We start from the raw sequence: 20377 nt of genomic DNA, 5'->3' as shown, positions 1-20377 counted from the left end.
CTTTTAGGACAATATATAACCAAAAAAGGACAGATGGAATACCTGTCCTTTGCTTCTTTTATTTATTGGCTTTGGCATGATCTGCCAGAAATTGAGCCAGACCTTTATCTGTCAGGGGATGGTTCAATAAGCCTGTAATTACCTTTAATGGACAAGTGACCACGTCTGCTCCCAGCTCTGCACATTTTACCAGGTGCATGGTGTGGCGCACAGAAGCAGCCAATACTTCCGTTTCAAAGCCGTAATTTTGATAGATATGGACGATCTGTGCAATCAGATCCAAACCATCAAACGCGATGTCATCCAATCTTCCAATAAAAGGGGAAAGATAACTTGCCCCTGCCTTTGCTGCCAATATGGCCTGCCCCGCAGAAAAAACCAATGTACAATTGGTTCGGATACCCTCACTGGAAAAATACTTGATGGCCTTGATACCATCTTTGATCATAGGTATTTTGACTACTATTTTGTCATCAATTTTTGCCAGGGCTTTGCCTTCTTTTATCATCCCGTCAAAATCCGTGGCGATTACCTCAGCACTGACTTTGTCATCTACTATATCACAAATGGCCTTATAGTGGTCCCTGACCTTGTCTTCACCACTGATGCCTTCTTTGGCCATCAGAGAGGGATTGGTAGTTACTCCGTCCAGTACACCCAATTCATAGGCTTCTTTAATTTCTTCTAAATTCGCTGTATCAATAAAGAATTTCATTTTAATAAGTATGGTTTTTGATGTATGCTGGTAAATTTAAATCAAAATTAATAAAAAGCGGGAAGTGTTGGGGAAAAGGATAAAAAAATAAGCGGCATCGCACCGCTACAACCGCCTACCCTTGCTTCCTTCCGGACCTGGGGGATTTAGCAGGAGCTGGTCGTGCCGCTCATGACAAAGGTAAATAAAATTTTTGCATCGACAAAAAATTTTATTGCCCCAACAGCTAATGGCTTTAGGTTCAAACGGTAAACTTTTGGCAAAATTATTGTACTTGTATTGTATGAAATTGATAAAGACTGTCAATTTATTATTTAACGCAAATGCATGTAATGAAAAGAACACTGAGTATTTTGAGTTTGGTATTTTTAATGGGTTCCTGTGCTTTGTTTCAGCCTAGAATTCCCTATCAGTTAGGAATGTCTGAAAGTAAATTTCTGAGACAAAATAAAGATGCAGTAATCAGCCAGTTGACCAATGAAAAAAAAGTTTACCGGATCAACAAAGATGAACGATTCTATTTGCTAGCCACTTTTGAAAACGATGAATTGGTAAGTTTAGAGGAAAAGGAATTGGTCCCTCAATGGCCGCAACAGCGCATGATGGACCCCAACGATCCTAATTACGACAACAATAGAAACCAGAATCAACCCAATCAGTAAGGCCCCAATAAATAATCAGGATTGTATTTAAGTCACAAAACAAATTTTAGTTACTTCATCCCGTAATTCAACAACCCAATCCTAATATTCAACTGATTAAGCAGGGGTAAAACCTGTCAGGATTCACCTATTCAAAGATTATTGTAGTTTGAATATCAACAAAAACCTGACAGGTTTTCGGATTTTAGGTAATCAAAAAAATCCCTTCCAGATCTGGCAGGGATTTTTTTTGTGCATAGTTCAGGGCTTAACGGGGAATAAAAGGGGAGATAGCTTAAATTATTTATTAAGTTTATCTCATTGTGTAAAAATATGTTTTAAATATTTGGCTATATTTATTCTTTGTTTGGATCAAACTGATAATTATGGAAAATAACCGACGTCAATTTTTAAGAAGATTGAGCCTTGCCGGAGCAGCTTCGGCATTGGCACCAGCAGCCTTTGCCCATCAGGAGTCACCTGATTTCACCCATATGCGGAGACAGCAGCAGGATGCTGCAGCCGGTGAGCTTAAAATAGCGCTTATAGGTGCTGGGATTATGGGAACCCAGGACATGAACACCGCTCTTCAGCATGACAATGTTCAAATCACAGCAGTTTGTGACTTGTATGATGGCAGGTTGGAATCAGCCAAAGAAAAGTGGGGAGATCATTTGTTCCTGACCAAGGACCACAAAGAAATACTTAAAAGGAAGGATATTGATGCTGTGTTGATTGGGACACCAGATCACTGGCACAAACAGATCAGCATAGATGCCTTGAATGCCGGAAAGCATGTGTATTGCGAAAAACCCATGGTACACCATGTTTCCGAAGGAAAAGAAGTGATTGATGCCTGGAAAAAATCGGGAAAAGTTTTTATGGTTGGCAGTCAGGGTATTTCCAGTCTGGGAAATGAGAAGGCCCGGGAGTTGCTGGCATCAGGTGCCATAGGCGACATCAATTATGCAGAAGGATTCTGGGCCAGGCATTCCCCTGAAGGGGCATGGCAATACCTGGTTCCCAAAGATGCTTCTGAAAGTACGGTGGACTGGCAACGCTATATTTCCAATACCAAATCTAGGGAATTTGATCCGTTGCGGTTCTTCAGATGGAGAAATTACCTGGATTATGGCACCGGCATGTCAGGTGATCTCTTTGTACATTTATTTACCAGTCTTCATTTCATTACCAATTCCCTGGGTCCCGATAAAGTATCAGCTATGGGTGGATTGAGGTATTGGAAGGATGGCAGGGAAGTACCCGATGTGTTGCTGGGTATGTTTCAATATCCGGACAGTGAACAGCACCCTGGTTTCAACCTTTCATTAAGGTGTAACTTTGTAGACGGCACCAGCGGAACTACCTACCTTAGGATTGTGGGGAGCAAGGGGTCTATGGATGTGAAGTGGGATGAGGTCGTCGTGAAAACCAATCAGCAGACAGCCAGTGATGATCCTTTTATGGAAGCACAGGCAAAAATGAGAGGAGCCGCAGCCGACAGGAAAAGGATCCTTCCCCCGAATGAAATGGTATACAAAGTGGAGCCGGGGTATAAAGGGGCTCATTACGATCATTTTGGCAACTTCTTCCAGGCCATCCGTGAAGGCGGGAAGGTAGTAGAGGATCCGGTTTTTGCTTTTCGCGCCGCAGCACCTGCATTATTGTGCAATGACAGTTATTTTCAGGATCAGTTTATCCAATGGGATCCCGTAAATATGACTTTGGTATAAATTTCAAACAGATAAGTAAAACCTAGAACAAATGATGAAAACAATTGTAAAAAGTGGAAGCCTGGTATTGTCCCTGGTCTTCTTGTTGTCCTGTGCCTCATCTTCCGGAGAGAAAGAACTTTTTAATGGTGAAGACCTGTCCGGGTGGACCATATATGGGACGGAAAAGTGGTATGTGGAAGACGGGATTTTGGTTTCAGAAAGTGGGCCAGATGCAGAATATGGTTATTTGGGAACAGAGGAAAACTACAAGGATTTCGAGTTGACAGCGCAATTCAAGCAAGATCAGGACGGCAATAGTGGTATTTTCTTCCGATCCACATTTGAAGGCACCAAGGTGTCCGGATGGCAGGTTGAAGTGGCTCCTCCCGGCAATGATACAGGGGGGATTTATGAGTCCTATGGCAGGGGCTGGTTGATCAAGCCAGATCCTGAAAAGGACAAGAACCTAAAATTTGGAGAATGGAATGATATCAAAATCCGTGTAGAAGGGGATCATGTTACCACCTGGTTAAACGGGGTAGAAATGGTAGATTATACCGATGAAAAAATCGGAGAAGGAGAGGGGCAGATTGCCTTACAGATTCACAGTGGTGGAGGATTAAAAATTTCATGGAAAAATATCAAAGTGACCACTTTGTAATAAAAATTTATTTTCTGGTGCTGAAACCCCAATAAGGTGAAGCCAAACTTAAAAAAAAGCCCCATTCTACCCGGGGCTTTTTTGTTTCAGTACTATTGTTTGACAAAAGGAAGGAACCTTTGGGCCATTTTTTGTAATTTGCACCCTATTAATAGATAAAGTATGTCCAAATTTGATTCGATAAGACCTTTTTATGATAGTGAAGTCAACCGGGCTTTGATGGAAGTGGCAGCTCATCCCATGATGAAAGCAATGATGAATTTTACTTTTCCTGATAAGACGGATGAAGAATGGACAGAGCAGTTGCTAAAAACGCATTCAATACGAGACTTTCAGATCAACTTCATATACCATTCCGTTCAAAAGGTGCTGGCCATCAGTTCGAATGGGCTGACAACCTCGGGTTTTGAAAAGCTGCAACCCAATACGGCCTATTTGTTTATTTCCAACCACCGGGATATCATCCTCGATACTTCCCTCTTGAACACGACCCTGTACGAACACGGCATGTTAATGACCACTTCTGCTATTGGAGATAATCTGGTTAAGAAACCATTTTTAAAAACCCTATCCAGGCTTACGCGGAATTTCATCGTGCACAGGGGGCTGAGCCATAAGGCCATGTTGGAATATTCCCTGCTCAATGCTGAATTTATCCGTGAGGCCATTTTTTCCCAAAACAGGTCTGTTTGGATTGCCCAGAGAGAGGGAAGAACCAAGGATGGGATGGATTTGACACAGAAAGGGGTGTTGAAAATGCTGTCTAAAGCCTGCGGAGAGATGCCTTTAAAGGATTATTTTATCAAGCTTAAGATTGTGCCGGTATCCATTTCCTATGAAAATGATCCTACGGATATGCTTAAAATGCCCGAGCTTTTGGCAAAGTCCCGGGAAGAGGCTTATGTGAAGCAAAAAAATGAGGATTTTATTACCCTTATGAGTGGTATAATGGGGCAAAAAAAGCGGATTCACATCTCGGTAGGTGAGATACTGGAAAAAGAAATAGAGGTAATATTTGAAAAGGAAAAAACGGTAAATAAACAATTACAATTGTTGGTGGAGGAGCTGGATAAAGAAATTGTAAAAAATTACCGGCTATGGCCAACCAACTACATTGCCCTGGATTTGCTCAACCAATCAGAAGAACATAAAGATCAATATACCGTTCAGGAAAAAGATGAATTTGAGGAAAGAATGAGAGAGGGTGTGGAATTGGATAATCCGGTGGCTGTAAGAAATTTCCTTGCCATGTATGCCAATCCGGTCATCCATAAAGAGAAAATGCAACTATTGGCTACTTAGTATTTTTTTAAGTTTTTGGATTAAGTAACAGGTATTCATACAATTAAATAAAATTCCTTTGACAGAAAAGAATATTAATATTGGTTTGGTGCAACTCACTTGTGGGGGAGAACCTGAAGCGAATGTTGAAAAAACAGTTGCCGCCATCAAAAAGGCGGCCGGTCAGGGTGCCAGGATTGTTTGTCTGCAGGAGCTTTTCAGGTCGCTTTATTTCTGCGATGTAGAAGCTTATGAAAACTTCTCACTTGCTGAAAAAATTCCTGGTCCAAGTACCGAAATCTTTTCAAAGTTGGCTGCAGAGCTGGATATCGTCATCATTGCCTCTCTGTTTGAAAAGCGTGCGGAGGGCATATACCACAATACTACAGCAGTGCTGGATGCCGATGGCAGCTATTTGGGTAAATACCGCAAAATGCACATACCGGATGATCCCGGTTTTTATGAAAAATTTTATTTTACCCCCGGTGATCTGGGGTACAAAGTATTTTCCACAAGATATGGCAATTTGGGAATACTCATTTGTTGGGACCAGTGGTATCCCGAAGCAGCCAGGATCACCAGTCTTATGGGTGCTGATATGTTGTTTTACCCAACAGCCATTGGCTGGCATGAATCGCAGGATCCGGACACCAATGAAGAACAATACCAGGCCTGGCAAACCATACAAAAATCTCATGCAGTTGCCAACGGGGTTCCGGTAATAGCTGTAAACCGTACCGGAAAAGAGGGAGAATTGCAGTTTTGGGGAGGTTCTTTTGTGACCAACGCATTCGGAAAAGTCATTTATCAGGCCCCACATTTGGAGGAAGCAGTGCAGGTAGTTCCTGTCAGCCTGTCCGGATCTGACCGTTACAGGACCCATTGGCCTTTTCTTAGGGATAGAAGGATAGATAGTTATGACCCAATTCTCAAGCGCTACCTGGATGGAAATTGATCCTAAATTTAATTTTAAAGGCAATTCAGGCACTGACCCGGTATGCCCCTCAGCTTTGGGGTATTTCTTTCCTGCGGAATTTCACAGACACGATGCCACCTGGTTGAGCTGGCCTCATAAGGAAGCCTCCTGGCCGGGAAAAATCGAAACCATTTATCCCGCCTACAGTAAGTTTGTGGCTTATCTGACACAAGGTGAAAAAGTGAACATCATGGTAAGCGATTCAGCCATGCAAACTTTTGCCTGCGAGCAGCTTGACAGGGCAGAGGCAGACATGAATCAGGTGATTTTTCACCATTTTCCTACCAACGATGCCTGGTGCAGGGACCATGGCCCTTCTTTTTTGCTGAATAAGGATAAGGAAATGGGAAAAGCCATCGTGGATTGGGGATACAATGCCTGGGGGAATAAATACCCACCCTATGACCTGGACAATCAAATCCCGGAAAAAGTGGCCTTGATTTTGAATATTCCCTGCTTTAAACCCGGTATCATTATGGAAGGGGGATCGGTGGATTTTAACGGCAAAGGTACCCTGATCACTACCGAAGCCTGTTTGTTAAACCCCAACAGGAATCCCCAACATAGCCGGGAAGAGATCGAAAATATATTGAGGGACTATTATGGTATACAGCAGCTACTTTGGCTAAAAGATGGGATCATTGGGGATGATACAGATGGACATGTGGATGACCTTACCCGCTTTGTCAGCGAAAATAAAGTGGTGACCGTGGTCGAGTCCGAAAAAAAGGATGAGAATTTCCAGGTATTGAAAGAAAACCTGGAGATGTTACAGGCTTTCAGGCTTCCGGACGGGCAGTCCCTGGATATTGTTGAATTACCCATGCCTTCTCCTGTGATTTACGAAGATACCCGCTTACCGGCCAGTTATGCCAATTTTTACATCGCCAATAAACATGTGATTGTGCCCACCTTCAGGGATAAAAATGATGAAAAAGCACTGGATATACTCAGCGGCTGTTTTCCCGACAGGCAGGTGGTGGGTATAGATTCCTGGGATTTGATTTGGGGGCTGGGATCTTTCCATTGCCTGAGCCAGCAGGAACCGGCTTATCTATGATCCGGATTGAGAAAACTGAATCCCTTTCAGTGCTTAGTTGCAGATCCCTTTTTCTGAGCCGGCTAGCATACATATTCTCAAGTCCATCGACTTTTTCGAAGGTTTTAATTTTTATACCCTATCATTATTAATACAATTAATATTGGACCTATTAAACATTAAACTATTGATTATTTGGGGTAAATGATTGTATTAAAAAATACATTTTGAGTTTTCGTGTTTCCATAGCACATTTATTTCTGAAAGTCTATTATAAAGCTCCTCTGTATTTCCTAAATTATCGCCGGCACAGTTTCTAATGAATGATGCATAATTGATCAGTGGGTCGCAATTTCCATAGAAGAAGACCCTTTCACCTTGATACAAAGCCGTGGAATAATAGGAGTATTCATCACTACGCACTTCATCAATGGCATTTTTTAGCCATTCTACTTCCTGTACGGGGTTTTGTACTTCGCACAAATTTGTAGGTGAGAAATGGGGGTCTTCTTTTTCGCATGAAATTAGTGCGAATGAGAATACGAAAATGACTGATTTTGTTAGATTCAGGATAGTTTTCATCGATTAAAAATTAAACCCAAAATGCAGACCCGGTTCTCCGAAAAAGAATTTTGAATTTTTGTCATCAAGTTGTTTAAAGGAATCAGGCATTTTTGTGTGGTACGGACGATGCGTAATAGCTAAAGATGGTTCTATAAATATTCTGTTTCTAAATAGTTTAATGTGATAGCCCACTCTATAGGTGTTGAAAATCTGAAAGCCCTTACCAATTTTCTGGTTGTCCTCGTCAACAAAGCTTTGCCAGGCATTCATTACGTGAACTCCAGCATAAAGGCCCTTCCACAAGAATCGCTGATAAGCTACTGCAAAGCCATATTCTCTGATGTAGCCGGGAAACTTTTCTTCCGGTGCTTCATAAGAATCTCCATAGGGAATACCCAGGGACCAGGCGTATTTCCAGGTTTTTAGCTCTAGGGATACCACATTCTTTTCTGTGATGCGGTAGCCAAAATTAAGCTGAGCAAAATCAGGTTGGTTGCTCTCAACGAAATTTCCCAGGACGAAAAATGTACTTCCAATAAAATATCTTTTGGAATTGCTATCCTGCATAGAGTATTGTGCATTGACCTTAAAACTGCTTGTCAAAGCTAAAACAATTCCAATCCATAAAAATTTCTTTTGCATATCTGTTTAGTTAATGTAAAACGATATGACAAAAATAGGGGAGTGCGAAACCGATAATCGTTCACTTAAGTTAAGAAAGGGATTTTATCTCTTATTTTTTTCAAGTACTCTTGCACGTAACCTGCTCAAAGATTGCGGTTTAATACCCAAAAAACTTGCTAATTGATATTGCGGAACACGCTGAATCAAATCGGGGCGATTTTCTAAAAGTTTAAGGTAACGCTGCTCAGGGGATGAGGTTTTAAAGGTATCAAAATCAAGCTGTTGCTTTACCAGAAGCTCTTCCGATAAAACCCGGCACATTGTTTCAAATTTTGGAAATTTTTGGAAAATCTCTTCTTCCATACTAGGGTCAGAAATGGTAAGAATCGAGTCCTCGACACAGGAAACATAGAACTTCGATGGCTTTTTGTCCACCACACCTGGAGGGGTAAAACCTTCCATTTCGGTATAAAAAGCGGTTGTTTTCTCCTCTCCATCAATCATATAATAGATTCGAATGCAGCCTTTTAATACAAAATAACCATTGTTCGACTTTTGTCCCTCCGCTAACAGTAAAGTTCCTTTTTTAAAAGAACGAAAGATATTTAGGTCTATTAAAGCTTTTTCTTCATCCGCTGTGAGGGTGATATATTTTGAGATGAAATCAAAGAGTAATTTTTCCATTTGTTTTTATATTTTCCAAATTAATGGCAAGGTTCGGGCTTGGGTGCTGTGGGGGTTTTCGGAGCCCAATCCCCCGGCTTTCCCGAACTTCATTTAATATACTAAATTTATTTTATTCGCTTCCTTCCCGCTGTACTCAAGCCAATGTGTGTGCCTTGAATGGTGAATATAGGTCAAAAAGTTGACCGTTCCAACGGGTGAAAGCCTGTACTAATCCCCATCAGTAGCCTGTGCCGAATTTCTGTATCCCTTAGCTTGGGGATCGCCAGGAGGTGTTGGGGCAAGCTGTCTCGGAGTACTTACCAAGTTACGATTAGATGATAGGAGGGTTTTGATCCTGCCTCTTTGCCGGGAAAATTGAAATCCATGTAGCAGACACCGCAAAGCCTGCCAGGCAGACCGCTTTAGTCACAGCCTGTCAACGTCTTTCGCTGTCTACACGTCACGACATTTATCAGCAGTTCACGTATGTTGACCATACCCAATACTCCCCCGCACCTGACGTTGGTGCGCAACAGACATTCTTAGCAGAATCTCTTTACGGGCTATATTGTCCGGATAGCTTCGCACAATTCCGTTACCAGAAATGCACGTGTCCATAGGCTACTTGTGATGGAACACAAGGTTTAATCGTTCATGGAACGTTAAACAGTTATCAAAGCGACTTCTTGTCGCACCTTGGTGGTGTGAGAGCCTCAACCTGAGCCATTTGGCTCAGGTCAGGCTACTCGATTGTATGCCGTTTTTTATTCGGATGTATTTAGTTTCCTGCTTTTAGAATAAGCATAAAAGGATGTAATTATTGCTAAAGATGAAACTATAGTCATTACGGTTCCAGGCATAAAATTTACATATTCGCCTAAATCCATAAATAGGAAATAGCCTAAATCAGCTAAACCACCACAAATTGCAGCAAGAAAAATTGCATTTTTATTTCCTTTCCAAATAAAGAAAGCACTTATGAGTGTTACCAATCCAATCCAAAGTAAGTTAAATCCGTGTTGTCCGATTACTGCACCTGCTGCTTTTGGGTAGTTCATTTGCAACGATTCAGAGTCCACGGCATCAGCAATTCCTGCAACTGACGAAGCAATGTCATTGGTCAATATTCCTTTCATTGTCATTACTCCTGCCAAAACGTGTATAAGTCCCCAAATGATCCAAAGTACAGCTGATACTTTTAATAAATTTTTCATTTCTATTTTGATATTGTTTTACTGAAGTGCAAAGTTAATTCTAGGGTAAAACCTATCCATTATGATTTCATAAGAAATGAATTAACTGCTTTTCTTCAGGCGTTTTGCTTTGGCAGCGCTTAATGTTTCAGGATTCACACCAATATATGAAGCAATCATGTGTTGAGGAACACGCTGGACAATATTGGGATAGGTTTGAATGAAGTACTCATAACGTTCAATGGCGTTTGTGCTAATTAGCATCATGATTCGATTTTGCATTGCATTCAACCTTTTTGTGATCGCTCCAACATTCTGTTTTTCTCGTTCGAGGTCTTTTTTGAATTCAATAACAGTGGAATCTTCTAATGCATCTATAAAAAGAGTTGATTTTGATTCAGGTTCGCAAGTGTCTGCAATAACCCATCCTTCAGGTGCAAACATGAAAATATTTTCCTTGCCATTTTTATCAATAGAATAGCTGCGTAATAGTCCAGATTTTACATGATATACTTTTGTTCCAATCTCTCCACTTCGCTGTATTGTTTCACCCTTTTTAATTGTTATTTCTTTCACGGAAATTATTTTTTCTAATGGCATATAACATATTATAACCCTGACATAATCAGGGATAGCTTACAAAATCCAGTTGGATATCCCTCACAAAATCAACTTTTAGTCAGGGTTTAATATTATTAATTATTTCTTTAAAATCATCGGGAATGCTGGTATCAAAACTTTATTCAGTCAAAGGAAGTACTGCAATTGTCTGTTATCCACTAAAAAATTCAGCTTTATCTTCCCGGATTGCTTGGCGGAATTTAAATGATTGCATCCCCTTCCTGGGGAAAAGGACAAAAAAATCCTGCCGGCATTATCCGGCAGGATTTTTTCCTGCTATGTGTAGGAGTAATTTTTCGGTAACCATACTGCCTACCTGTTATTCATGTGCCTCTTCGCAGAGTAGGCTTATTGCTGCCAGCCCCCGCCCAGGGCCCTGTACAAACTGGTGATATTTTGTAGTTGTTGCACTTTTAGGTTGATATAGTCCAGCTCGGAAGAAAGGGCATTGGACTGGCTATTGATCACATCCAGGTAGTCTGCATATCCTACCTTAAACATGGTATTGGCATTGTCCACAGACCTCCGCTGCACCAATACCTCATTGGTTTTCAACTCGAGTTCTTCCTGATAGGTGGTGTAATTATTGACCAGCCCCAGCACTTCCAAATAACCATTGAGAACGGTTTGTTCATAGTCATACAAGGCTATCTTTTGCCGGGCCCTGGCGCTTTCATAAGCAGCCTTGATCCTGTTTCTGTTGAATACCGGTGCCACCAGGCCTCCCCCTAACTGGTGTACTGTTGAGGCCGGGTTCAGAAAGAGCTTGCTGAATTCAAAAGCATTGAATCCGGCCATGCCGTACAGGTTAAAAGTAGGGAAAAATGCCGTTCTGGCGATTCCCACTTCCAGGTTATTGGCTTTAAGGGTTTGTTCGGCTGCCCGGATATCCGGTCTCATCCTTAACAGATCCGATGGCAGACCCAGCTGAAGGGCATCCGGAAAAATGTCCACTTCTGACAAAGACTGCCGGGATATGGCTTCCGGATAGCCCCCGGTGAGGTAAGCCAGGTTCAATTCTGCCTGTCTCAGTTCCCTGCGTTTCCTGACCAAAAGGCCCTTGGAGTTGAGCATCAGGGCTTCAAACTGATCGATCGACAATTGGCTTTCCTGACCGGCATTTTTCAAGCTTTTTCCCAATTCGAATGCCTGTTCCTGGAAGGCGATATTGGAAAGCAGCGTTTCTATTTCTTCATCCAGGCCCACTACGGTGTAATAGGTATTGGCAATTTCCGCTATCAACCAGGTCTTTGTCAGGTTACTCATTTCTTCTGAAGCCAGATACCTGGACAAAGCCTGCTTTTTTTTCATATTGAGTTTTCCCCAGATATCCAGCTCCCAATTAAATGCCGCTCCCAGAATAAAATCCTTATAGGGCACCGGAATACGTTTGTCTTCCGGAACGGTGGGGGAACGGTTGGTGTCGTCGTTTCCGACCCCGTCCATGGTATAGTCGCCGAATTTCCGGATTCCTGCTCCGGCCTCAAGATTGATTTCAGGCAATTGGCCCATTTTTGCCCGGCTCATGGCCGCTCTGGCAATTCGGATCTGCATCAGTGTTTTGGCCAAATCCTGGTTGTTTTCCAAACCGTTTTTTATCAGGGCCTGTAGTTGCGGGTCACCAAAAAAGGCCTCCCACCGGGTCAGTGCCAGTTTGGTACTATCCGCTGGAGAAGCCAGGGATTCGGGATAGGATTCCGGCGGGCTGATGTGTTCATCTGTCACATGTTGCGGTATTTTGCAGGAATAGAGACCCATTCCAAGCAAAATAAAGAATAACAGGTATCTTGATTGTTTGGTATTCATAGAATAGGGAATTGACTTTAAGAAGTTTTGAGACTACCTGAAGGAACGCTTTGATCTTCAGCTACCGGTGCGGGTTGCTTTTTGAAATAGGCAGCCAGGGATTCAAACACGACGAATAGTCCGGGAATGAGGATAATTCCGACAAAAGTTCCAATAAACATTCCTCCTGCTGCTGCGGTGCCAATGGTTCGGTTGCCTATAGCTCCCGCTCCGCTGGCAAGCGCAAGTGGGATCAGGCCGCTGATAAATGCGAATGAAGTCATCAGGATGGGCCGTAGCCTTTCTACTGCCGCATGTTTTGCTGAAGCCAGGATCCCCATGCCTTTTTGCCGGGACTGAACGGCAATCTCAATGATAAGAATGGCGTTTTTACCCAGCAGACCGATCAGCATGATCAGGGAAACCTGCGCATAAATATTGTTTTCCAAGCCTGTGAGGTATAATAAAAGGAAGGAACCGAATACCCCGGCCGGTAAAGAGAGGATTACAGGCAAAGGAAGCAGATAGCTTTCGTATTGGGCTGCAAGGAGCAGGTAAACAAACAGGAGGCAAATAATAAATATGTACACTGCCTGATTGCCGGAGGCGATTTGTTCCCTGGTCATACCGGACCAATCGATGGAAAAGCCTCTCGGAAGAATGGAAACAGCGGTTTCTTCTACTGCCCGGATGGCATCTCCGCTGGAATAACCTGGAGCGGCATCACCATTGACCATGGCGGATATAAACATGTTGTACCGGGTCAGCTGCTCGGGACCGTACACCCGTTCCAGGGTCACAAAATTAGAGTAGGGGACCATTTCTCCCTGCTTGTTTTTGGTGTACATTTTCAGCAGGGATTCCGGATTGGTTCGGAATTCGGGTGAGGCCTGTAACATGACTTTGTACATCTGACCAAACTGTATAAAATTGGAGCTGTAATAACTTCCTATAAAACTCTGTAGCGTCTGCATGGAAGCACGGACGTCAACCCCCAGTTTGGCGGCCTTGTCATGGTCTACCCTGAGGATATACTGAGGGAATGAGGGGTCAAAATTGGTAAAGGCATCCTGTATTTCCGGCCTTTGTCTGATGGCTGTAAGGAAATCGTCTACTGTCTGGGCGGTAAATTCCAGGTCCCCTCCGGTTTTGTCCTGCATTTGCAATTCAAATCCAGATGCATTACCAAAACCTGGTACTGGAGGCGGACCAAAAAACTGGATAGAGGCACCTGTGATGTGGTCGGTTCTTTCCTGGTATTTTTGGATCAATTCATTGACATCCGCTTCCCGGTCATCCCATCCGACCAGGTTGATCATGCCCATGCCATAGGAAGCACCGGCAGTTTCGGTAAGCAGGCTATATCCTGCCAGCGTGGAGATGGTTTCCACCTCTTCAAAGGGTAGGATGGAGGCTTGCACATCATCCATTATCTGTTGGGTGCGGTCCATGGTTGAACCCGGAGGAGTGGTCACATTGACATAAATCATCCCCTGATCTTCGTTAGGGATAAAGCCCGTGGGCAAAACAAAGGTCATGCCATAGGTAAGGACAAAAAACAGGATTAAAATGCCAAAAGTAAGTGCTTTTCTTCCTGCGGTTTTTCCTATGAAATGGGCATATTTTCCCGAAAAAGCATCGTATTTTTCGTTGAAAGCCGTAAAGAAACGACTCATCAGCCCTTTTCCTTTTTCGTGATGTACAGGCTTCAAAAGCAAACTGCATAAGGCCGGGGAAAGGGTCAGGGCATTGATCCCGGAAATGACAATGGCGATGGCCAGCGTAAGAGAGAATTGCCGGTAAAAAATCCCTACAGGACCAGAAAGAAAACTTACCGGTATGAATACGGCGGACATGACCAGGGTAATGGCGATGATCGCACCTCCAATTTCCTTCATGGCTGCGAAGGTAGCCTCTTTGGCGTTCATTCCGTTTTGGTGCATCTTCACGTGAACGGCTTCCACGACGACAATGGCATTGTCCACCACTATGCCAATGGCCAGTACCATCGCAAACAAGGTCAGCATGTTGATGGAGAATCCGAGAAGGCCCATAAAAAAGAAGGTTCCAATAAGCGAGACAGGCACTGCTATGGCTGGGATAAGGGTGGACCTCCAATCTTGAAGGAAAATAAACACCACAAATGATACCAGCAAAAATGCCTCGATCAAGGTTTTCACCACTTCCGAAATGGAGGCATCCAAAAATCGGGAGACATCATAGGAGATATTATATTTCATGCCCGGTGGAAAGGAAGATCCCTGAAGTTCTTCCATCTTGTCCTTGATGTTTTGAATGACCTCCCGGGCATTGGATCCGGGGCGCTGTTTGATCATGATAGAGGCGGAAGGCCGCCCGTCAGTCATGGAAACCATATTGTAGTCTTCGGAATCGAATTCTACTTCTGCCACATCCCGAATTTTCAATAGTGAGCCATCGGGCAGGGATTTTAAGGTGATGTTTTCATAATCTTCCTGAGTATTAAATTTCCCGGTGTACTTGAGCACATATTGCAGGGCCTGGGGATCCCGGTCGGAACTGATTCCCGATTTCCCCGGAGCAGCTTCAACGTTTTGGCTTTGTATGGCCTCACTGACATCCTGAGGGGTTAGGTTATAAGCCACCATGCGGTCCGGGTTCAGCCAGATACGCATGGCATAATCCCTGTTTCCCATGATTTCAGCCCGGCCCACTCCGTCGATCCGCTTAAGCTCGGGCAGGATGTTGATGTCGGCAAAATTGTATACAAATTTTTCGTCCTGGGTACTGTCCGATGTCATGAGGTTAAGGTATAGCAACATCGAATTCACCTCTTTTTCTGTCATGACACCGGCCCGAATGACTTCTTCGGGCAATTCATCCACTACCGTGGCTACCCGGTTTTGTACGTTGACGGCTGCCTGGTCGGGATCAGTGCCCACATTGAAAAAGACCGTGATCACGGATACCCCGTCATTGGTGTTTACCGATGACATATAGGTCATTCCGGGAACACCGTTGATCGCCCTTTCTAGCGGGGTGGTGACGGCTTTGGTGACCACTTCAGCGTTGGCTCCCCGGTATTGGGAAGTGACGGTTACGGATGGGGGGACAATTTCAGGGAATTGGGTTACGGGCAAACCAAAAAGGGCCAATAATCCGATCAAAGTAATCAATATGGAGATTACTGTGGAGAGAATGGGTCGTTTAATAAATAAATCAAACATTTGTCAATGGGTTTTGGCCTGCTAAAGCGGTAGATTCAAGGAATGGTACACTTCTTCTTCACCTATTGGATTTGGCTTTACAGTAGCCTCATCTTTCAGGAGTTGTATGCCTTCAAGGACCACCTTGTCATTGGTGTTAAAGTCCTGGGCCACATAGAATAACCCATGCCTTCTCAATGGCCGGAAACTTCTCACATTTACCTTGTTTTCTTTATCTACCAGGTAGACATAATTGTATTCCTGAATTTCAAAAGTGGACTTTTGGGGTATCAGGAACACGTCTTTTAATTCATTGGTCATTTGGACCTTACCGCTGGCCCCATGTTTGATCAAGCCGTCAGGGTTTGGAAACCGGACCCGCAGCGCAATGGAACCGGTGCCTTGTTCAAAGTCCGCTTCCATGGTTTCCAGTTTACCCTTGTAAGGGTATTCCACCCCGTCCGAAAGGATCAGCGAAATCTCCTCTTGTTCGTCTTTAAGGGTTTCCCTCACCTGTTCATTCATTTGCTCTGAGTCTGCGTCCTTGTCCAATTCCCCGCGCATGTATTCCAGGTATTCGTTTTCCGTGATACGGTAGTAGGCAAAAATCTCACTGATATCCGTGATGTTGGTCAGCAGGTCTCCACTTTTTACCAAACTGCCCGTTTTGTAGGGTATCCGGTCCACTATGCCGTCAAAGGGGGCTTTAATGGTGGTATAAGAAAGCCCTACCTGGGCATTCTTTAGCATGGATTGGGCTTCCATGATCGCAGATTGGGCCATTTCTTTTCTCGATTGTGCCAACTCTAATTCAGAGGAAGAGTAAATCTTCTTGTCCACCAGCACTTTCAGCCTTTCCATTTCCAGGGTGGCGGCTTTCTCCTCTGCCCTGGCTTGCATGAGTTTGGCAGTAGCAGAATTGACCAATTCATTGTATTCTGCCGATGACAATTGGAAAAGGGGTTGCCCTTTTTTTACCTCCTGGCCTTCATCTACAAATATTTCTTCTACAAATCCTTCCAGCTTGGACCTGACTTCCACAAATTGTATCGCCTGAAGATCACAGACATAGGTCTGGGGGACCTCAATGTCTTTGGGCATTAGGGTAAAAACAGGGACTTCCAACACTTCTGCATTCTTCTTGTTTTTACCTCTTCCTTCACTACAGGAAAGAAAGGTAGCCCCAATGACCGTTATGACAAGTAATTTAGACAGGTGATTAAATCGGGCATTTTTAATACCGGAATACCGGAGCCCCAGAATTTTTTTATTCATTGCTGAAATGGGATTAAATAAACACTTGAACAAGCTCTATCCATCCAGTGAACAGCAAGAAAACAGGCAGTTTCAACCAATTTCCGCGCAATCCGGGATGGTGGCTATTTTGGGTTGTAAAGGATAATAGGATGTGCAAGAGAGTAATAGCTCTTCACCATTAAAAAAGGAGAAATGGATCAGGGGGCATTGCACCAAACTACCAGGGAGACGATTTGCCTGATTTGGCCTGGCGTGGAGAATGGAGTAAATATTTCTGGTAATGAGGCATGTAAAAACTGTAGCAGGCGGAAAGGATTGTTTTTTAAATAAAAAAGCGGGAGCATCATTTCCCTGGATTGTTGATTTCCAGACTGGCCTCTGCTCACTGAGGTGGGAAAATCCACAAAGTCTAGGTCCGACATGTCCCAATGTATACCTGCTGTAGGAAATTGATGAATAGCTTCTTTTCCCTCAGCCACGGAAAGACCCACCAAAAACAAAGCGAGTAAATTGGTGAGGATATACCTGGAAAAAAAAGTTGATATTTTTACTATTCTTAATTCCACAGTACAAAGTTAATAACAAAAGCACCAAAAATAGTACCGTTCAAACAAGGAAACAGGCCTTAAAAAGAAATAAAGGTGGGGGGATTTGACTGATTTGCTCTTTTTAGCTTGTATTCAATAAGGGAATTGCCTGAGCAAATAAACATGGTCTTACCCACAAGTTTATCCATCCAAATCAGGTTAATGGATTTCGGGTTTTACCTGAAAAGTTGAGGTTACAGCTAAAAGACACTGAAGTACACCAGGGAATTCAAATTAATGGGAAATGAGCAGATGGTTAAAAAATCAACTTCCCAGCCAGATATAGATCAATACAGTCACCAGGCAGAGGATAGCCGCTACAGGTCTGGCATATTTCCAGGGTTTCATTTCCAATACAGGAGGCCTGCTGACAAAGGTATTTGGTTTTCCGGGAAAATAATGGCTAACCAACAGCATCAAGGCCAGGTTTAGAATAAACTCAATGGCCCAAATATGGATGAAATGAATGCCAATATCCAGGAAAAAACTGGTGATCAGGTAAAAAGACAGGCCTGTGAATAAACCAATTTTGGCGGCTCTGGCAGTTACCTTTGGGATAAAGAAACCGGCAATTAATATGGAAGCTATGGGAATAAAAAAGATACCATTGAGCTGTTGCATCAGCTGGTAAAGGCCTTCCGGAGCATTTCCTACCAGAGGAGCAATTAAAATGGCCAGGACTGCCAATACCAATGAGCTTAGGCGTCCTACCCGCACCAAAGTTTTGTCAGAACAATCGGGTCGGAATATTTTTTTGTAGATGTCCAGGCTGAAAATGGTGGCTGCCGAATTCAATACACTGTTGAAGGTACTCAATATGGCTCCAAGGACCACAGCAGCGAAAAAACCCAACAATCCCAGTGGCATGACACGTGTCAGCAAAACGGGATAAATAAAATCCTGATTGTCATAATATTGGTCGCTGTAATAATAATAGGCAATAATGCCTGGCAAAACAATGATCAGGGGTATCAGGATTTTAAACAAGCCCGTAAGCAAAAGCCCTTTTTGTGCCTCAGCCATGTTTTTGGCTCCAAAAGCACGTTGAATAATGGTCTGGTTCATCCCCCAGAAATAAAGCTGATTGATCATCAGCCCGGTAAAAATGGTACTGAATGGCAAAACCGAGTCTGCCTTACCAATGACGTTGAATTTTTCAGGCGCATAATCATACACCTTGCTCATTCCGGTGAAAATGTTCCCGTCTCCTATATCCCAAAGTGCAAATACAGGTACCATTAAGCCTCCGATAATAAGTCCTATGGCATTGATGGAATCTGAAAGGGCCACGGCTTTTAAGCCTCCAAAGATAGCATAGATGGATCCGATTACACCAATAGTAATAACGGTAATCCAGATTCCCTCCGAAAGGCCGACGTTCAGCACTTCTGAAACATTGAAAATACTTTCCAGGTTGATGGCACCTGTGTAGAGAACAATGGGAAGCAAGGTGACCACAAACGAGACCATGAGCAGAAATGCCACGATGGTTTTGGTACTACTGTCAAACCTGTTTTCCAGGTATTGCGGAATGGTGGTTAAGCCCATTTTCAGGTAAATAGGGAGAAAATACAATGCCGCAATCACCAGGGCAATGGCACTGGTGACCTCCCAGGCAATGATGATCATGCCATTCTTATAGGCAGATCCATTAAGTCCGATCAGGTGTTCTGTGGAGATATTGGTCAATATCATGGACCCTGCAATGACACCACCTGTAAGTGATCGCCCTCCCAGGAAATAGCCGTCTCTGGAACTGATATCGTCTTTTCGTAATTTATACCAGGAAAGAAAAGCTACAAAAAGTGTAAAACCTATAAAGGTAAGGGCTGTAAGCATGGGTTAACATTAAATTGCTGCCCGATGGGCTACCGGGCAGCAATGAATTGGGGCATTTTCTGGTAAAATGATTAAAACTTCATGGTCGCCGGCAGGTATTTCGCTACCAGGTCCTCATAATATGGTCTTAAGGCTTTGGCATCTGGTGGCACCGGTACCTTGGAATACAAGTCATAGGGGTTAAATTTATCTACCCATTTAAACATTTCCTTGTCATGGTCGCTTAAAAGATGGTCGTATGCACCCTCCCTATGCTGGGCATAAAAAGAATGATACCGAATCATGTATAAGGCAGGTTCGGGCAAATAATCCTTTACCATTTGGTAAAGGTATTCATCATGTCCCCAGGACATTTTTACATTTTCCAGCCCTGTATTGGGTTCATAAACACCATACCTGGTATTGAATCGTTCATTATCCGTATCAGGGTTGGCTTTAAAATATTCCGGGTATACGATTTTATCAGAATGCCCGCAACCTACCGGAAAAGTATCCCCAACCACAGCCCACTGGGGTTCTCCAAAAAGGCACAACACTTTGCCCATATCGTGGATAAAGCCAGTCAAAACAAACCAATCAGGGTGCCCATCGGCCCTGATGGCTTCAGAAGTCTGCAACAGGTGCTGTAGCTGGTCCAGGCTGATGTCTGGGTCAGAGTCATCCACCAGGGTGTTGAGGTAAGCTATGGCATCCCAGAAAGGCATTTCCTTCTTGTCAAACTTCAGGAAATCCGCTTGTTTTTGGCAAACGAAGTCATAGGTCTGGTATTGGTGATTCAAACGGTAAAATTCCCTTACAGTATCTATGCGTTCAGAATCGTGATAATTCCGATAGTCCTCCTTGCTTTTTGCTTGTTCGGATTTAGGTTTGGGATAACGCACTTTTAAGTCCTCTTCCCATTCTTCAATATTGCCCAAAGGAGCATTTTCCTTTTCGTTGAATTGCTTTTGCATGATTCAAATGGTTAAATTCATTGGCTTAAATGTAGAAAAAACAAATCAGATTTTTTTTACAATGAAATACTTTTT

General features: G+C 43.3%; 18 protein-coding genes and 1 other RNA gene. 6 read left to right on the top strand and 13 right to left on the bottom strand.

Features of this window, described 5'->3' with window-relative positions; genetic code table 11:
• Positions 1–58: 58 nt before the first annotated feature.
• Positions 59–715 carry a fructose-6-phosphate aldolase gene (gene fsa / locus HUJ21_RS24375; RefSeq protein ID WP_291373616.1) on the bottom strand — a complete coding sequence of 219 codons (657 nt, stop codon included), beginning with the start codon at positions 713–715 and terminating at the stop codon, positions 59–61.
• A gap of 82 nt (positions 716–797) precedes the next feature.
• An RNA gene (gene ffs / locus HUJ21_RS24370) (signal recognition particle sRNA small type) lies at positions 798–890 on the bottom strand.
• 157 nt (positions 891–1047) lie between these two features.
• On the opposite strand from ffs, the gene HUJ21_RS24365 reads away from it, so the two are divergent.
• The 6 genes from HUJ21_RS24365 to HUJ21_RS24340 all read left to right on the top strand — a co-directional run bounded on the left by HUJ21_RS24365 (position 1048) and on the right by HUJ21_RS24340 (position 7049).
• The gene (locus tag HUJ21_RS24365; RefSeq protein WP_291373615.1) at positions 1048–1377 is read left to right on the top strand and encodes a hypothetical protein; all 330 of its coding nucleotides are present in this window, start codon (positions 1048–1050) and stop codon (positions 1375–1377) included.
• Positions 1378–1742: 365 nt separating this feature from the next.
• Complete coding sequence (locus tag HUJ21_RS24360; RefSeq protein WP_291373614.1) at positions 1743–3089, top strand: Gfo/Idh/MocA family oxidoreductase; 1347 nt, start codon at positions 1743–1745, stop codon at positions 3087–3089.
• A gap of 31 nt (positions 3090–3120) precedes the next feature.
• Positions 3121–3732, top strand: coding sequence for a DUF1080 domain-containing protein (locus HUJ21_RS24355; protein ID WP_291373613.1), 612 nt, complete (start codon positions 3121–3123; stop codon positions 3730–3732).
• A 162-nt stretch (positions 3733–3894) separates the two neighbouring features.
• Positions 3895–5034, top strand: a complete 1140-nt coding sequence (locus HUJ21_RS24350) for a 1-acyl-sn-glycerol-3-phosphate acyltransferase (protein WP_291373612.1) — start codon at positions 3895–3897, stop codon at positions 5032–5034.
• A gap of 58 nt (positions 5035–5092) precedes the next feature.
• Complete coding sequence (locus HUJ21_RS24345; protein ID WP_291373611.1) at positions 5093–5968, top strand: carbon-nitrogen hydrolase; 876 nt, start codon at positions 5093–5095, stop codon at positions 5966–5968.
• A complete protein-coding gene (locus tag HUJ21_RS24340; RefSeq protein ID WP_291373690.1) occupies positions 5958–7049 on the top strand; it encodes an agmatine/peptidylarginine deiminase in 1092 nt (363 codons plus the stop codon). The genes HUJ21_RS24345 and HUJ21_RS24340 overlap by 11 nt, the downstream gene beginning before the upstream one ends.
• 192 nt (positions 7050–7241) lie before the next feature.
• Here the strand turns inward: HUJ21_RS24340 and HUJ21_RS24335 are convergent, their stop codons facing one another.
• The 11 genes from HUJ21_RS24335 to HUJ21_RS24285 form a co-directional block, all read right to left on the bottom strand.
• Positions 7242–7610: a hypothetical protein gene (locus tag HUJ21_RS24335; RefSeq protein WP_291373610.1), complete on the bottom strand. Its 369-nt coding sequence runs from the start codon at positions 7608–7610 to the stop codon at positions 7242–7244.
• Positions 7611–7613: 3 nt separating this feature from the next.
• Positions 7614–8234: a hypothetical protein gene (locus tag HUJ21_RS24330; RefSeq protein WP_291373609.1), complete on the bottom strand. Its 621-nt coding sequence runs from the start codon at positions 8232–8234 to the stop codon at positions 7614–7616.
• Between the two features lie 84 nt (positions 8235–8318).
• On the bottom strand, positions 8319–8900 hold the full coding sequence (locus tag HUJ21_RS24325; RefSeq protein WP_291373607.1) for a Crp/Fnr family transcriptional regulator: 582 nt from the start codon (positions 8898–8900) through the stop codon (positions 8319–8321).
• A gap of 746 nt (positions 8901–9646) precedes the next feature.
• Complete coding sequence (locus HUJ21_RS24320; RefSeq protein ID WP_291373605.1) at positions 9647–10096, bottom strand: hypothetical protein; 450 nt, start codon at positions 10094–10096, stop codon at positions 9647–9649.
• An 81-nt stretch (positions 10097–10177) separates the two neighbouring features.
• On the bottom strand, positions 10178–10675 hold the full coding sequence (locus HUJ21_RS24315; RefSeq protein WP_291373604.1) for a Crp/Fnr family transcriptional regulator: 498 nt from the start codon (positions 10673–10675) through the stop codon (positions 10178–10180).
• A gap of 369 nt (positions 10676–11044) precedes the next feature.
• Entirely contained in the window at positions 11045–12502 is a 1458-nt protein-coding gene (locus HUJ21_RS24310; RefSeq protein WP_291373602.1) for a TolC family protein, read from the bottom strand.
• Between the two features lie 17 nt (positions 12503–12519).
• Complete coding sequence (locus HUJ21_RS24305; RefSeq protein WP_291373600.1) at positions 12520–15687, bottom strand: efflux RND transporter permease subunit; 3168 nt, start codon at positions 15685–15687, stop codon at positions 12520–12522.
• Between the two features lie 21 nt (positions 15688–15708).
• Positions 15709–16941, bottom strand: a complete 1233-nt coding sequence (locus HUJ21_RS24300; protein WP_291373598.1) for an efflux RND transporter periplasmic adaptor subunit — start codon at positions 16939–16941, stop codon at positions 15709–15711.
• Between the two features lie 179 nt (positions 16942–17120).
• Positions 17121–17489 (bottom strand): hypothetical protein, encoded by a 369-nt coding sequence (locus HUJ21_RS24295; protein WP_291373596.1) that lies wholly within the window; start codon positions 17487–17489, stop codon positions 17121–17123.
• A 285-nt stretch (positions 17490–17774) separates the two neighbouring features.
• Complete coding sequence (locus HUJ21_RS24290) at positions 17775–19349, bottom strand: solute:sodium symporter family transporter (RefSeq protein WP_291373594.1); 1575 nt, start codon at positions 19347–19349, stop codon at positions 17775–17777.
• 71 nt (positions 19350–19420) lie between these two features.
• On the bottom strand, positions 19421–20302 hold the full coding sequence (locus HUJ21_RS24285; protein WP_166151285.1) for an inositol oxygenase family protein: 882 nt from the start codon (positions 20300–20302) through the stop codon (positions 19421–19423).
• Between the last annotated feature and the right edge of the window lie 75 nt (positions 20303–20377).

Source organism: Cyclobacterium sp., assembly GCF_014762705.1.
GTDB lineage: Bacteria > Bacteroidota > Bacteroidia > Cytophagales > Cyclobacteriaceae > Cyclobacterium.
This window is presented reverse-complemented; position numbering and strand designations above follow the sequence as displayed.